General features: G+C 68.8%; 10 protein-coding genes. 5 read left to right on the top strand and 5 right to left on the bottom strand.

What is annotated here, in order from left to right; all coding sequences use genetic code 11:
• The first annotated feature begins 321 nt into the window (after window positions 1-321).
• Complete coding sequence (locus HDC36_RS18170; protein ID WP_179570095.1) at window positions 322-1,266, top strand: hypothetical protein; 945 nt, start codon at window positions 322-324, stop codon at window positions 1,264-1,266.
• On the top strand, window positions 1,266-3,935 hold the full coding sequence (plsB, locus tag HDC36_RS18175; RefSeq protein WP_179570103.1) for a glycerol-3-phosphate 1-O-acyltransferase PlsB: 2,670 nt from the start codon (window positions 1,266-1,268) through the stop codon (window positions 3,933-3,935). The genes HDC36_RS18170 and plsB overlap by 1 nt, the downstream gene beginning before the upstream one ends.
• Before the next feature lie 295 nt (window positions 3,936-4,230).
• Here the strand turns inward: plsB and HDC36_RS18180 are convergent, their stop codons facing one another.
• Both HDC36_RS18180 and HDC36_RS18185 read right to left on the bottom strand, forming a co-directional pair.
• Window positions 4,231-4,809 carry a DUF488 domain-containing protein gene (locus HDC36_RS18180; protein ID WP_179570105.1) on the bottom strand — a complete coding sequence of 193 codons (579 nt, stop codon included), beginning with the start codon at window positions 4,807-4,809 and terminating at the stop codon, window positions 4,231-4,233.
• Window positions 4,806-5,009, bottom strand: a complete 204-nt coding sequence (locus HDC36_RS18185) for a DUF465 domain-containing protein (protein ID WP_179570107.1) — start codon at window positions 5,007-5,009, stop codon at window positions 4,806-4,808. Before HDC36_RS18185 ends, HDC36_RS18180 begins: the two co-directional genes overlap by 4 nt.
• Before the next feature lie 164 nt (window positions 5,010-5,173).
• Here HDC36_RS18185 and HDC36_RS18190 point away from each other — a divergent pair, with 164 nt between their 5' ends.
• Entirely contained in the window at window positions 5,174-5,746 is a 573-nt protein-coding gene (locus tag HDC36_RS18190; RefSeq protein ID WP_179570109.1) for a hypothetical protein, read from the top strand.
• A gap of 81 nt (window positions 5,747-5,827) precedes the next feature.
• Here HDC36_RS18190 and HDC36_RS18195 read toward each other — a convergent pair whose 3' ends face one another.
• The 3 genes from HDC36_RS18195 to HDC36_RS18205 form a co-directional block, all read right to left on the bottom strand.
• The gene (locus HDC36_RS18195) at window positions 5,828-6,844 is read right to left on the bottom strand and encodes a glycoside hydrolase family 43 protein (RefSeq protein WP_179570111.1); all 1,017 of its coding nucleotides are present in this window, start codon (window positions 6,842-6,844) and stop codon (window positions 5,828-5,830) included.
• Between the two features lie 30 nt (window positions 6,845-6,874).
• Complete coding sequence (locus HDC36_RS18200) at window positions 6,875-8,359, bottom strand: MFS transporter (protein WP_179570113.1); 1,485 nt, start codon at window positions 8,357-8,359, stop codon at window positions 6,875-6,877.
• 177 nt (window positions 8,360-8,536) lie between these two features.
• Complete coding sequence (locus tag HDC36_RS18205; protein WP_179570115.1) at window positions 8,537-11,476, bottom strand: TonB-dependent receptor; 2,940 nt, start codon at window positions 11,474-11,476, stop codon at window positions 8,537-8,539.
• 492 nt (window positions 11,477-11,968) lie between these two features.
• Between HDC36_RS18205 and HDC36_RS18210 the strand changes: the two genes are divergently transcribed.
• On the top strand, window positions 11,969-13,279 hold the full coding sequence (locus tag HDC36_RS18210) for an MFS transporter (RefSeq protein ID WP_179570552.1): 1,311 nt from the start codon (window positions 11,969-11,971) through the stop codon (window positions 13,277-13,279).
• A 99-nt stretch (window positions 13,280-13,378) separates the two neighbouring features.
• A complete protein-coding gene (locus HDC36_RS18215) occupies window positions 13,379-14,362 on the top strand; it encodes an endo-1,4-beta-xylanase (protein ID WP_206258697.1) in 984 nt (327 codons plus the stop codon).
• The last annotated feature ends 27 nt before the right edge of the window (window positions 14,363-14,389 follow it).

Here is a 14,389-nt window from a genome sequence, read left to right on the forward strand (position 1 = left end):
GGAAGATTTCGGACATGTATCGCACTGGGACCCCCGTCCAGTACCACCTCGAGGCAAGGTGGGCGGACGGTAACAGCAACTGCAAGCGGTTACATGATGCGCCGCAACATTGCGCAATGTGGCGGCACACTGTGCGATACACCGACATCGCGCCGACATCGTTGTCTCGACCAGTCCGATCGGGCCAAGAATTGTCCCGGCACGACATCGGTATCCAGCCCCCGACAATCGCCACGACCGCACTGCCAGCGGCGCACGGCTTGCCCGAATCGCGCGCGCCCAGCAAGATGCGGAACGTTTTGGGGAACGAGCTAGCACCATATGCCGCCACGTCCGACCCGGCTCACACCCTTGCATGTCGTTCCCGCGCTGCTGCTGGCCGCACTGGCCCTGTCCGGGTGCAAGCGCAGCCCCGCCGAGCTGCCCGGCGCCAGCGCCGAACCGGCCGCGGCCGTGCGCGAACTGGCGCAAACGCTGCAGCGCAACGACCTGGCCGGCTATGCCCGCGCCGCGGTGCCGCCCGCGCACTATCAACGGCTGCAGCAGGCCTGGAGCGAGGACCGCAGCCGCTGGCCGCTGACCCAGTTGCCGCTGGCCGAACGCCTGCCCGAGGTGCTCGACACGCTGTCCGCGCCGGATGCCGAGCGCCAGCTGCAGCGCGCCTTCGACGCGCAGTTCGGCGGGCAGAGCGCGAGCCTGCGCCAGGCCGCGCACTCGCTGGGCCTGTTCGGCGTGCAATACCTGCGCAACCAGGGCGACTACACCCCGGAACAGCGTGGCCACTACGTGCAGCTGGTCCAGGCGCTGAGCGGCTGGGCCGAGCACGCGCCGCTGGCCGAGCGCAAGCGCGCGCAGGCGGCGATCGCGCAGCTCAGCGCCGCCGCGCGCCGCACCGGCCTGCGCAGCGACGCCGACCTGCACGGCCTGGGCATGGAGCAGAGCCTGCAGCGGCTCGGGCCGTTCCTGGGCGAGCTGAAGACGGTGCTGGCCGGCTACGGCCTGGACCTGGACGCCAGCGCGCGCGAATTGCGCACCGGGCTGGTCAGCCAGCAGGGCGATCAGGCGGTGGTGCGCATCCAGTACCCGCTGGGCGGCGCGCAGATCGACACCACCGCGGTCCTGGTGCGCCGCCAGGGCCGTTGGTATCTGCGCGATACCCTGCACGAGGTGGACGCGTTGCTGGCCACCGCCGCGGCACCGCATACGGCCCCGGCCGAGGCGCCCACGGCCCCGCCCGCCGACCCCGCAGCGCCGGCTAAGCGATAATGACGCCGATGCCAGAACAAAATCCCCTCCCCTTTCCCGACGACGCTGCGGCTGCGCGCGCCTCGGACCCGGCGCACGCGCCCGCCTCTCCGGCCAGCGGCGATGCCGCCGGCAGCGTGCCGCCGGCTACCGGCACTGCAGCGCTGCCGAGCCCGGTGCTCGCCGCGCGCGCCGCCAAGCGGCCGCTGTGGGCGCGCCTGCTCGGGCGCGTGGCCGATCCGTGGCTGGGCCTGAACATCGAACCGGCCGAACCCGGCCAGTACGACGACGGCCGCCCGGTGGTCTACGTGCTGGAGGACTACGGCCTGTCCAACGCGCTGATCCTGGACAAGGCCTGCCGCGAGGCCGGCCTGCCGTCGCCGCTGGTGCCGCTGCCCGGCGACCCGCTGGGGCGCAAGCGCGCCTACCTGGCGCTGTCGCGGCGCAGCAGCAACAACGCGCTGATCCCCGAGCAGCGCGGCGCCAAGACCCATTCCGATTCGCTGGCCAAACTGCTGCAGGCGCACCGCGAGCGCCCGGACCTGGACATCCACCTGGTGCCGGTGTCGATCTTCGTCGGCCGCGCCCCGGACAAGCAGAGCGGCTGGTTCGCGGTGCTGTTCTCGGAAAACTGGGCGCTGGTCGGCAGCTTCCGCCGCCTGCTCGGCGTGCTGCTCAACGGCCGCAGCACCATCGTGCGCTTCGCCCCGCCGGTGTCGATGCGGCTGACGATCGAGGAAGGGCTGCCGCCGGAACGCACCGTGCGCAAGCTGCAGCGCGTGCTGCGTACCCACTTCCGGCGCATCCGCGAGGCGGTGATCGGGCCGGACCTGTCGACCCGCCGGCTGCTGGTGGACCAGGTGCTGGCCGCCGAGCCGGTGCGTGAGGCGATCGCCGCGCAGGCCAAGCGCGACAACAGCAAGCCGATGGACGCCTGGCGCAAGGCCCACGCCTACGCCTGGGAGATCGCCGCCGACTATTCCAGCCCGGTGGTGCGCTCGGCCAGCTTCCTGCTCACCCACGTGTGGAACCGCATCTACGCCGGCGTGCTGGTGCACCACCTGGACAAGCTGAAAGAAGCCGCGCCCGGGCACGAAGTGATCTACGTGCCCAGCCACCGCAGCCACATGGACTACCTGCTGCTGTCCTACCTGCTGTACGAACGCGGCATCGTGCCGCCGCACATCGTGGCCGGCATCAACCTCAACCTGCCGGTGGTCGGCACCCTGCTGCGCAAGGGCGGCGCGTTCTTCATCCGCCGCTCGATCCGCGGCAACGCGCTGTACTCGGCGGTGCTCAGCGAATACGTGGCGCAGCTGGTGGCCGGCGGCTACTCGATCGAATACTTCGTCGAAGGCGGGCGCTCGCGCACCGGCCGGCTGCTGCAGCCCAAGGGCGGCATGATCGCGATGACCCTGCGCGCGTTCCTGCGCCAGCCGCGCAAGCCGGTGCTGTTCCAGCCGATCTACGTCGGCTACGAGAAGCTGATGGAAGGCAACAGCTATCTCGACGAACTCAGCGGCCGGCCCAAGGAGAAGGAATCGATCTGGGGCCTGCTGTGGAGCATCCCCAAGGTGCTCAAGCAGAACTACGGCCAGGTGGTGGTGAACTTCGGCGAGCCGATCGCGCTGAGCCAGGTGCTGGCGCAGCGCGCGCCGGACTGGGACGGCCAGCCGCTGGGCGAGGACGAGAAACCGAGCTGGTTGAACGGCACCGTCGATGCGCTGGCCGAGCAGATCCAGGTGCACATCAACGCCGCCGCCGACGTCAATCCGGTCAACCTGCTGGCGTTGGCGCTGCTGTCCACGCCCAAGCACGCGATGGGCGAAGCCGACCTGATCGCGCAGATCGAACTGTGCAAGAAGCTGCTGGCCGAACTGCCGTACTCGGACCGGGTCACCGTCACCCCGCATTCGCCCGAGCGCATCATCGCCCACGCCGAGGAGATCAACGTGCTGACCCGCACGCCGCATCCGCTCGGCGACGTGCTCAGCGTCAACGGCGACAACGCGGTGCTGCTGAGCTACTTCCGCAACAACGTGCTGCACCTGTTCACCGCCTCCTCGTGGGTGGCGTGCTGCTTCCAGAACAACCGCCGCATGAGCCGCTCCGGCCTGCTGCGGCTGGGCCGCACCGTGTACCCGTTCCTGCAGGCCGAACTGTTCCTGCCGTGGAGCGAGGACCAGTTCGCCGAACGCATCGAGCGCACCATCGAGGTGTTCGTGCGCGAAGGCTTGCTGCTGCAGGTCAACGACGACGACGGCGGCGTGCTGGCGCGCAACACCGGACAGACCGACGAAGTGTTCCGCCTGCGCGCGATCGGGCATTCGCTGCAGCAGGCGTTCGAGCGCTACTACATCGCCATTTCGGTGCTGGTCAAGAACGGCCCCGGCAAGCTCGGCGCCGGCGAACTGGAAAGCCTGTGCCAGCAGGCCGCGCAACGCCTGAGCCTGCTGTACGCCCCGGCCGCGCCGGAGTTCTTCGACAAGACCCTGTTCCGCGGCTTCATCCAGAAGCTGCGCGAACTGAAACTGGTGTGGCCGGACGAGAACAGCAAGCTGATGTTCGACGAGCGCCTGGACGCATGGGCCAAGGACGCCAAGTTCATTCTTGGTCGCGAACTGCGCCACACGATCGAGCGGGTCAGCCCGGAAGCGGCCAAGCCGGAAGAGACTCCGGTTTCGGAGTGAGAGCACCGGTACGGCGGTGAGAACCAGGCGCGTGGCGACGCGTTCGTCATCACGGCGCCGATGCGTCTGTCTGGCGCGCCGCGAACTGCGCCACACCATCGAGCGGGTCAGCCCGGAAGCGGCGAAGCCGGAAGAGCCGGTGGTGCCGCAGGATTGAGGCGGCCACCGCATGCTGTTTTTCTCGCCGCTAGCGACAGCCCTGTAGGAGCGGCTTCAGCCGCGACAGACGCCTCCCGGCGAGGCCTTGTCGCGGCTGAAGCCGCTCCTACGGGTGACATCGTACGGATCGAATCGCTCAGCCGCCGAACAGATCGCCAGTGACCGGCCCGGCAGGCGCGATGTTCGCCGGATAGACCAGTTGCCCATTCGCATCGCTGCGCGCGGCGGGGTTGAGCGTCGCCGGCTCGCGGCGCCTGGCGTCGAGCAGGTGGATCACCGGGTGGCCGTGGTGCAGCAGATGGTCGCAGACGATCTGGCGGTGGCATTGGCGCCAGTCGGCTTCGGCGCACATCACCGCGCAGGCGCCGCGGTTGCCGAGCGCGCGCAACTGGGCGAACGCCTCGCCGAAGTCGGCGCCCAGCGCGTAGTCGGCATAGTTGTGGAAACCGGCGCTGCGCCAGTGGCCGTTGCGTTGCGGGTCGATGCCGGGTTGCCTGTCGCGGCGCCCGCCGAGCGCACGAAAGTGCGTATAGCCGATGCCGGCCGCGGCCAGGCTGCGCGCCAGCGTGCTGCCGTCGAACTGCGGGAAGCGCCGCGAAGACGGAAACGCGCGCACGTCGGCCAGGTGCGCGATCTGCGCGCCGTGCAGGATCTCCAGGAACGCGTCCAGGCCACGCGTGGAGTGGCCGATGCTGAAGAACGTCGCCGCGCTCACGCCGGTTCGTCGGGGATCAGCAGGTTTTCCAGGCGCATGATGCAATCCTTGAGCTGCAGCTTGCGCTTCTTCAGCCGCTTGGCCTGCAGTTCGTCGTCGAGGTTGGCCGGGGTGCGCTGGATCTGTTCGTCGAGCGCACGGTGCTCGCGCCGCAGGGCGTCGATGCGCAAGGAGATCTCGGCGGGCGTCATGTCGTCCATTGCGTCCGAGCATACACAGCCAGCGCACCCGCCGTCACCGTGCGCGCCGCCGGCGTTTTCCGCGGCCGCGCTTGCCGGCACAATGCACGCGCCGGGAACCGGCACGGCGCCGCGTTGCGGCACCGCCAACCGCGGCCGCCGCGCCGCCCAGAAAGGAGTCTTCCATGCGCCCCACCCAGTCCCTGCTCGCCCTGGTCCTGGCCACCGCCCTCCCCGGCCTGGCCGCGGCGGCGGACACCAAGTACGACGGCTTCCTGTGCTGCAACATGCGCAGCGACGGCAGCTGGATCAGCGACAGCAACTACGCCGAGAACGGCAAGCGGGTGATCCCCGCCGGCACCCCGGTCAAGGTCACCGGCTACGGCCGCTATCGGGTCAACGTGCTGATCGACGGCCAGAAGCAGTCGATCGGCAACGACTACAGCCGCGACCTCGGCAACGAGGCCTTCGCCCAGCGCTACGTGATCGCGCAGGATCCCAAGCTCAAGCTGGCGGCGTATCCGCCGAAGATCCGCGAGGCGATCGGCAGCAGCCGGGTCACCAAGGGCATGACCCGCGAACAGACGCTGATGGCGCTGGGCTACCCGATCAGCAGCGAGAATCCGAACCTGGACGCCAAGCTGTGGCGCTACTGGCTGACCAGCTTCGGCGAGTTCCAGGTGTCCTTCGACGATGCCGGCAAGATCGAGAAGGTCACTGCCGATCCGCAGACCCAGAACCTGGTCTGGATGCCGTAGGCCGCGCAGCGCCTGCGCACGTGCAGCGGCGGTCGGCGCTGCGCGTGCGGCGCGGGTCGGCGAACCGGCCCCGCGCCGTCCTCACTCCCCGTACGGATGGACCAGTGCGATGCGCCCCTGCGCGTCGTGCTGCAACTCGGTGAGCTTGATCGAACGCAGGTGGGTGACGCCGCCGGACAGCATGGCGTCGTGATAGAACAGATACCAGGTGCCCTGGAACTCGCAGATGGAGTGGTGCGTGGTCCAGCCGATCACCGGGCTCAGCAGCGGCCCCTGGTAGGTGAACGGGCCGTAGGGCGAATCGCCGATCGCGTAGCACAGCAGGTGCGTGTCGCCGGTCGAGTACGACAGGTAGTAGCGGCCGCCGTACTTGTGCAGCCACGGCGCCTCGAAGAAGCGGCGCGCATGGTCGCCGGCCAGCAGCGGCTGGCCGTGCTCGTCGACGATGCTGACCTCGCGCGGCGGCTCGGCGAACTGGGTCATGTCCGCGCGCAGCCGCGCCACGCGCGGCCCCAGCGCCGGCTCGGCATCGGCCGGTTCCTCGTGCGCCTGCGCATAGACGTTGTCGCGGTACTTCTGCAGCTGCCCGCCCCAGATCCCGCCGAAATACAGGTAGTGCTCGCCGTCGTCGTCGGCGAACGCGGCCGGATCGATCGAGTAGCTGCCGTCGATGGCCTGCGGCTCGGCGGTGAACGGCCCTTCCGGGCGCGCACCGATGGCCACGCCGATCTGGAAGATGCCGTCGGCGCGCTTGGCCGGGAAGTACAGGTAGTAGCGTCCGTCCTTGCACGCCGCATCCGGCGCCCACATCTGCCGCTCCGCCCACGGCACGTCCTTCACGTGCAGCGCCACGCCGCAGTCCACCACGGGACCGTCGGCGCTGTCCATGCGGAACACGTGGTAGTCCTCCATGTCGAAATGGCCGCCGTCGTCGTTGAAGGCGATGCCGGCGTCGATGTCGTGCGAGGGATAGATGTACAACGCGCCCTCGAACACGTGCGCCGACGGGTCGGCGGTGTACATGTGGGTGACCAGGGGCTGCGAGATGGCCTTGCTGGCCAGCCTCTGCAGGTCTGCGGCATCGGTGTCGGCGGACATTGCGTACCTAGAGCGTGAGGGGAGGAAGCGTCAGTTGCCGAGCGCGGCGGCCTGCAGGCGGCGCGTGTCCAGGTCGCGTTCGATGCGCGACTCCAGCGCCTTGTCGATCTCGTACAGGAACAGCAGCGCCACGCCGAGCAGGAACGGGATCGCGCAGTACACGCTGACCGCCAGGCGGATGCCGCCGGTCACCGCGGCGCTCTGCTGCGGCAGTGCGGCGTCGTAGCCGTAGAAGGCGAGCAGGCCGGCGACCAGCGCCCCGCCGACGCTCAGGCCGACCTTCAGCCCGCACAGCATCGCCGAGAAGATGATCGCGGTGGCGCGGCGGTGGTTCTTCCACTCCGAGTAGTCGGCCACGTCGGCGATCATCGCCCACAGCAGCGGGATGGTGATGCCGTAGAAGAATCCGTGCAGCACGTAGGAGCCGAACACCAGGCCGATCGCCTGCGGCGGATAGACCGCGAACGCCAGCAGGAACAGCGTGGACACCAGCAGCGCCGCACCGAACACGTTGCGCTTGCCGTAGCGGTCGGCCAGGCGCTTGGAGCAGCCGATGCCGACGATCATCGCCAGGATGCCGCCGGCGCTGAACACGCTGAAGGCGGAGGTCGGCGCATCCTGCGGCCAGTGCAGCGCGGTCAGCCCGGCGCTGGCGAGCAAGCCGTTGATGCCGGCGATGAAGCCGTTGAACCCGGCCTGGTCGAGGAAGCGGGTCAACGCCGCCGCATCCAGGTAGTACTTGAAGTAGTACACGTACATGCCGCCCTTCATCGCCAGGTTGACGAACACCAGGATGGTCAGGGCCAGCATCACCAGCCATGGCTTGTTGCGGACCAGGTCGCCCAGGTCCTTGCGCACGCTGGACGGTTCCGCGGCGATCGGCAGCACCCGCTCGCGGGTGGTGAGGAAGGTGATCAGGAAGCACAGCGTGCCGACCACCGCGAACAGCGCCATGGTGCGCTGGAAGCCCTGCGCCTTGTCGCCATTGCCCAGGATCAGCACCAGCGGCAGCAGCAGCACCTGGATCACGAACTGGGCGATGGTGACCGCGAAGAAGCGGTACGCCGACAGGCTGTTGCGCTGCTCCATGCTGCCGGTGAGCACGCCGCTGAGCGCCGAATACGGCAGGTTGTTGGCGACGTAGATCAGCACCAGCAGGGTGTAGGTGGTGAACGCGTAGATCACCTTGCCCTGCTCGCTCAGCGCCGGGGTGCTGAAGGCGAGCAGCGAGATCGCGCCGAACGGCAGCGCGGTCCACAGGATCCACGGCCGGAACTTGCCCCAGCGCGTGCGCGTGCGGTCGGCGAGCACGCCCACCAGCGGCGTGAACACCAGGGCGCCGAACAGGCCGACCACCGAGATCAGCGTGGCCGCGGTGCCGGCGGGGATGCGGTAGATGTCGGTGTAGAAGAACGCCAGGAACGTGATCAGGGTCTGGAAGATCAGGTTGGCGGCCAGGTCGCCCAGGCTGTAGCCGATCTTTTCGCTGAGCGGGAGGCGGTGCGTGCTGGTCATGGGCCTGGGAGTCGCGGGAGGAGCTTGCTGCCCTCTCCGCCGGGAGAGGGGCCGGAGGACGAGGGTACGGCGAAGGCGGAAGCAGGTGCAGCGGTTGCAGCGCGCCAGGCGGCAGGCCTGTTGCCGGCCGCGCGCGCGATGCCTCGCCGCAGCGGGGCACCGCGCCCGGCGCCAGGCTCAGAACGAGCCGCGGATGCCGAGCATGATGGTGCGTCCGGGCTGGTACAGGTCGTAGGTGGCGTTCGGATACTGGAAGGTGGTGCGCAGCGGTTCGTTGGTGAGGTTGGTGACGTTGAGGGTGATCTGCGGCGCCGAGCGGACCCACGCCAGCGTGTAGCTGGCCGACAGGTCCAGCTGCCCGCGCGCATCGGCCATCAGCCGCGCATCGGGAATGCCGTTCTGGTTGGCGCCGGAGATGATCATGTCGTCGTTCCAGGCGTAGGACAGGCGCACCGAGGCGTTGTTCTTCTCCCAGTACACCGTGCCGTTCCACAGGTTCGGCGCCACGCCCACCGCCACCGCCTGGATGCCGTCGCCCTCGGACTCCTGCTTGACGTGGGTGTAGTTGAGGCTGAAGCCCAGGCCGTCGAGCAGGCGGTCCAGCGGCTGCACCCAGATCGCTTCCAGGCCGCGGATGTTGAGCGTGCCGTCGGCGTTGACCTGGGTCTGCACGTCCACGGTGGCCGCGTTCGGCCCGCCGCGCTGGTCGATCGCGGCCTGCTGGGTCGCGGTCAGGTCGCTGTAGGCCACGCCCAGGTCCTGGAACGGAATGCGGCGCACGCCGTTGACGGTGAAGCCGTCGATGCGCTTGTCGAACAGGGTCAGGCCGACGAAGCCTTCGCCGCCGGTGTACCACTCGCCGCCGATGTCCACGTTGGTGGACCGGTACGGCGCCAGGTTGGAATTGCCCTGGGTGGCGGTCTGCGCGGAGGGATCGCTGAAGTTGGTGTTGGGCAGCATCGCGCTGGGATCGGGCCGGGTCAGCGTGCGCGAGCCCGACAGGCGCAGCACCACGCTGTCGGCCACGTCCCAGGCCACGTTGAACGAAGGCAGCAGTTCGTTGTAGTCCGAGTTCAGCACCTGGTAGCGGCGCACCCCGCCGATGGTGACCGGGCCGCTGATGGTCTGGTCGGTGGTCACGTAGCGCACGCCGGCGTTGAAGCGCATCGACCGGTTCCACACGTCGGTCTCGCCGTTGGCCTCGACGTAGAAGCCCCAGTTCTTCTCCAGGATGCCGCCGGTGGAGGCGCCGGTGTTGGCCGCGTTGGTCTCCGGCGCACTGTCGCTCAGGCCGTAGTAGCCGCTGTCGCGCAGGAAGCGGTCGAAGTCCACGGTGATGAAGCCGCCCTGGCCGGGCTTGAGGTAGGAGGCCAGCGCCGACTGCGGGATCAGCGAGCCGGCGCCGCCGGTGCAGGTGGCGGCGGCGCCGCGGCAGACCAGGGTCTCCCACGCGGCGCTGTTGTCGAAGCCGCGGATATGGCGCTCGGCCTGATCGTAGGCGACGCCGACCTTGACGTTGCGCTTGTCTTCGCCGAACTGCAGGTCGGCGCGCGCGCCGCGGGTCTCGGTCTCGCGCTTCTCGTTGCTGATGTTGAGCCGGCCGCCGGTCCAGCTCCAGCCCAGGTTCGGATCGTTGAGGTCCAGCGGGCTGTCGATCGAGGGCTGGTCGCCACCGGTATTGCTGTAATCCACCGTGGTGAACGGCGAGGTCACCAGGATGCTCGGCGACTGCCGGTACATCCAGCTGCGCGTGGCGTTGGCCTGCACGTTGAGCTTGATGTCCTGGTTCGCGCCGAACAGCAGTTCGGCGCCCGGATTGACGCTCCAGAACTTGACGTTCTCATGGTACGGGCGCGCTTCCAGGAAGTACTGGGCATTGGTGAAGGTGGCATCGGTGACGACGCCGTTGCCGTCCACCTGCATGTCCAACGGAATCATGTTCCCGTTGCGCCCGATCAGGTTCATGCTGGTGCGTTCGGTGTCGCGCTTGGCCTTGGAGAACAGCGTGTCCAGGTAGAAATGCGCGGTGTCGCTGGGCCGCCATTCCAGCGACATCACCGACGCGTCGCGGCTGCGGTCGCCCTGCATCTGCACGCGGCGACCCAGGCGCGGGATCAGCGCGTCGCTGATCTGCTCGATGCTCAGGCCGGGGTTGTGCGCCAGCAGCCAGGCGGCGTCGATGCTCTGCCCGGGGGTGAGGCCGGCGCCGGCGGTGACCGGCACGGTATCGGGAATGCGCCAGTTGCCGCCGCCGTTGGCGTTGCACGCGGCCGGCTGGTTGGTCGATGGCGTGCCGGCCGGCGGGGTCAGCCCGCACTGCGCGTAGGTCAGGCCCGGATTGGTCCAGCCCACGCTCTCGAAGCCTTCCACGCCGAGCTTGCTGCGCACCGAGGCCACGCCGAACAGCGCGCCGAAGGTACCGGCCGCGTTGGTCCAGCTGCCCATCAGCGCGCCGCGCGGCGTGGTCTTTTCGCTGGTGCTGTTCCAGTCGCCTTGCAGCTGGTAGGTCAGATGCGTGCCGGGCCGATCGAACGGCCGCGCGCTGCGCATGTCGACCACGCCGGACACGCCGCCTTCGAGCATGCTCGCGGTCGGCGTCTTGCTCACCGTCAGCTGGGTGAAGAACTCGGTCGGGAACAGATTCAGATCCACTTCGCGGTTCTGGTTCTGCGCATTGAGGCCGATCGAGGCGGTGGCGATGCTGGCGCCGTTGAGCGTGGTCTTGGTGAAGCTGGTGCCCAGGCCGCGGATGGCGATGTTCAGGCCTTCGCCATTGACGTCGCGCGAGAGCTGCACGCCGGGAATGCGGTTGAGCGACTCGGCGATGTTCATGTCCGGGAACTTGCCGATGTCCTCGGCGAACACGGTATCGCTGAAGGTCACCGAATCGCGCTTGGCGTCGGTGGAGAACTGGATGCTGCGGCGGTAACCGGAGACGGTGACCGTATCCAGTTGCTTCACCGCATCGTCGCCGGCCGGTGCGGGCGATGGCGCCGCCTGCGCCGCAGGCGCCTGCGTGGGTGGCGCGGTCTGCGCCCAGGCGCTGCCGGCGGCCATGCCGAGCAATGCGGTGGCCAGTGCATGAGACAACGTGGTGCGCGCGTAACTGTTCTTCACCGTGATCCTCCCCAAAAAACAGGCGACCTGCGGCTCCGTGAAGGTGACGCGGAGCGACCAGCCGACGAATTGCCCGAGCGACGGAAAAACGTGCAGCGACTTCAAGGCCCGTGGCTGGGCCGTGGCCGCGGATGTTAGCGCTACCAAGACGGCTGTCACGCTGCAGGGCAACATAAGCCCGCTACGCACCGATACATTCCGGAAAACGTGCGCATGGGTACGGCGGATGCGCGTAGCATCTCGATGTCCGCATCGCGTCTCGTGCTGCTGTGCACGATGGATCGCCTGCGGCGGCGTGCTAATGATAGCGCTACCAAACGGCGGCGACCGCCGCGCCCTGTGGGGATCGAAGCGTATGCACCGAACTGGGAACAGCGCAGATTGCGTGCTGCATCGCAATATCCGACAGCTGCACAGAAGCGGCGCCGCATGTTGCTGCCGACCTTCGCGACGCACTGCGCGCATCCAGGTCGCCATGCCGGTGCCGCGGACATGATTCCCTCGCCCGGCGCCGATGCGACCGACACCGCCGACACCGCCACCGGCTCGCGTCTGGGGCGCATGCGCTGGCGCATCTGCGCGCTGCTGCTCGCCGCCACCACCATCAACTACATCGACCGCCAGGTGCTCGGCGTGCTGGCGCCGTTCCTGCAGGTGCAGATCGGCTGGAACGAGATCGAATACGGCTACATCGTCACCGCGTTCCAGGCCGCCTACGCGCTGGGCCTGCTGTGCAGCGGCGCGGTGATCGACCGCTTCGGCACGCGCGCCGGCTACGCGCTGGCGATCGGCATCTGGAGCCTGGCGGCGATGAGCCATGCGCTGGCCACCAGCGTCGTCGGCTTCGCGATCGCGCGCTTCTTCCTGGGCCTGGGCGAATCGGGCAACTTTCCGGCGGCGATCAAGACCGTGGCCGAATGGTTTCCACGGCGCGAGCGCGCGCTGGCCACCGGCATCTTCAATTCCGGCTCCAACATCGGCGCCATCGTCGCCCCCCTGCTGGTGCCGGTGATCGCCAGCACCTGGGGCTGGCAGTCGGCGTTCCTGTTCACCGGCGCGCTCAGCGCCACCTGGCTGGCGGTGTGGTGGCTGAACTATCGCGCGCCGGAGCAGCAGCCGCGCCTGAGCGCGGCGGAACTGGCGCATATCCGCAGCGATCCGCCCGAACCCGTGCAACGGCTGAGCTGGGCGCAGGTGCTGCGCCACCGCCAGGCCTGGGCGTTCGTGGTGGCGAAGTTCGTCACTGATCCGATCTGGTGGTTCTTCCTGTTCTGGCTGCCCAAGTTCCTGCATGCCGAGTACGGGCTGAGCCTGCTGCAGCTCGGCGCGCCGCTGATCGTGATCTTCGTGCTCGCCGACGTCGGCAGCATCACCGGCGGCTGGATCGCCGGGCGCTTCATCGCCCGCGGCTGGAGCGTCAACCGCGCGCGCAAGACCGCGATGCTGATCTGCGCGCTGGCGGTGGTGCCGATCGTGTTCGCCGCGCGCGCCGACAACCTGTGGCTGGCGGTGGGGCTGATCGGCCTGGCCACCGCCGCGCACCAGGGCTGGTCGGCGAACCTGTTCACCCTGCCCTCGGACATGTTCCCGCGCCACGCGGTGGCCACCGTGGTCGGCATCGGCGGCTTCGCCGGCGCGGTCGGCGGCATGCTGATCGCCACCTTCATCGGCTTCCTGCTCGAGGCCACCGGCAGTTACGTGCCGGTGTTCCTGATGGCCGGCTCGGCCTACCTGCTGGCGCTGGCGCTGGTGCAGTGGCTGGCGCCGCGCCTGCAGCCGGCGCAGTTGCAAGACCATGCCTGACCGGGCTTGCCTGGTGCATGCCGGGAGGCGCGGACGTGCGGGCGTGCCCGCGTCCATCCCGACAGCGTTCCACCCCTGCTCCCCACCCATCGAGACGCCATGATGAAAACGATCGCTTCGCTTTTGTTGTCGCTGTTGCTGGCCGTTTCCGCCGCGGCCGGCGCCGCGCCGCTGGCCGCCGGCAAGCAGCGCTTCCTGGGCAGTGCCTACAGCCCATCGCAGGCGCAGGACTTCACCCGGTACTGGAACAAGGTCACGCCCGAGAACGCCGGCAAATGGGGCAGCGTGGAAGCGGTGCGCGGACGCATGGACTGGAGCGCGCTCGATGACGCCTACAACCTGGCCAAGCGCAACAACATGCCGTTCCAGATGCACGTGCTGATCTGGGGCAGCCAACAGCCGCTGTGGATGCGGACGCTGCCGCCGACGGAGCAGCGCGCCGCGATCGAGCAGTGGTTCGCCGCGGTGGCGCAGCGCTATCCGGACATCGACCTGCTGGAGGTGGCCAACGAAACCCTGCCGGGCCACAATCAGCCCGACGACAGGAAAGACGACAGCGGCAACTACCTGCAGGCGCTGGGCGGCGCCGGCAGCACCGGCTGGGACTGGGTGCTGCAGTCGTTCCGTCTGGCGCGGCGCCATTTCCCCCATGCCAAGCTGATGATCAACGACTACGGCATCACCAACAGTGCCGACGCCACGCGCCAGTATCTGCAGGTCATCCAGCTGTTGCAGCGCGAGCGCCTGATCGATGCGATCGGCCTGCAGCAACATGCCTTCGAGACGCGGGCGGACGTGCCGATCTCGGTCCACCGCGCCAACCTCGACACGCTGGCGGCGACCGGCCTGCCGATCTACGTCACTGAACTCGACCTGGACGGGCCCACCGATGCGCAGCAACTGGCCGACTACCAGCGCGTGTTCCCGCTGTTCTGGGAGCACCCGAGCGTGCGCGGCGTGACCCTGTGGGGCTTCCGCCGCGGCCTGTGGCGCGACAAGGAAGGCGCGTACCTGATCCGCGACGACGGCAGCGAGCGCCCGGCGCTGGCGTGGCTGCGCGGCTACGTGGCGAGCAAGCCGTAGCGCCAAGCGCGCTGCTTCCGACCATCA

The sequence above is a fragment of the Xanthomonas sp. JAI131 genome (assembly GCF_013410075.1).
Taxonomy (GTDB): Bacteria; Pseudomonadota; Gammaproteobacteria; order Xanthomonadales; family Xanthomonadaceae; genus Xanthomonas_A; species Xanthomonas_A bonasiae.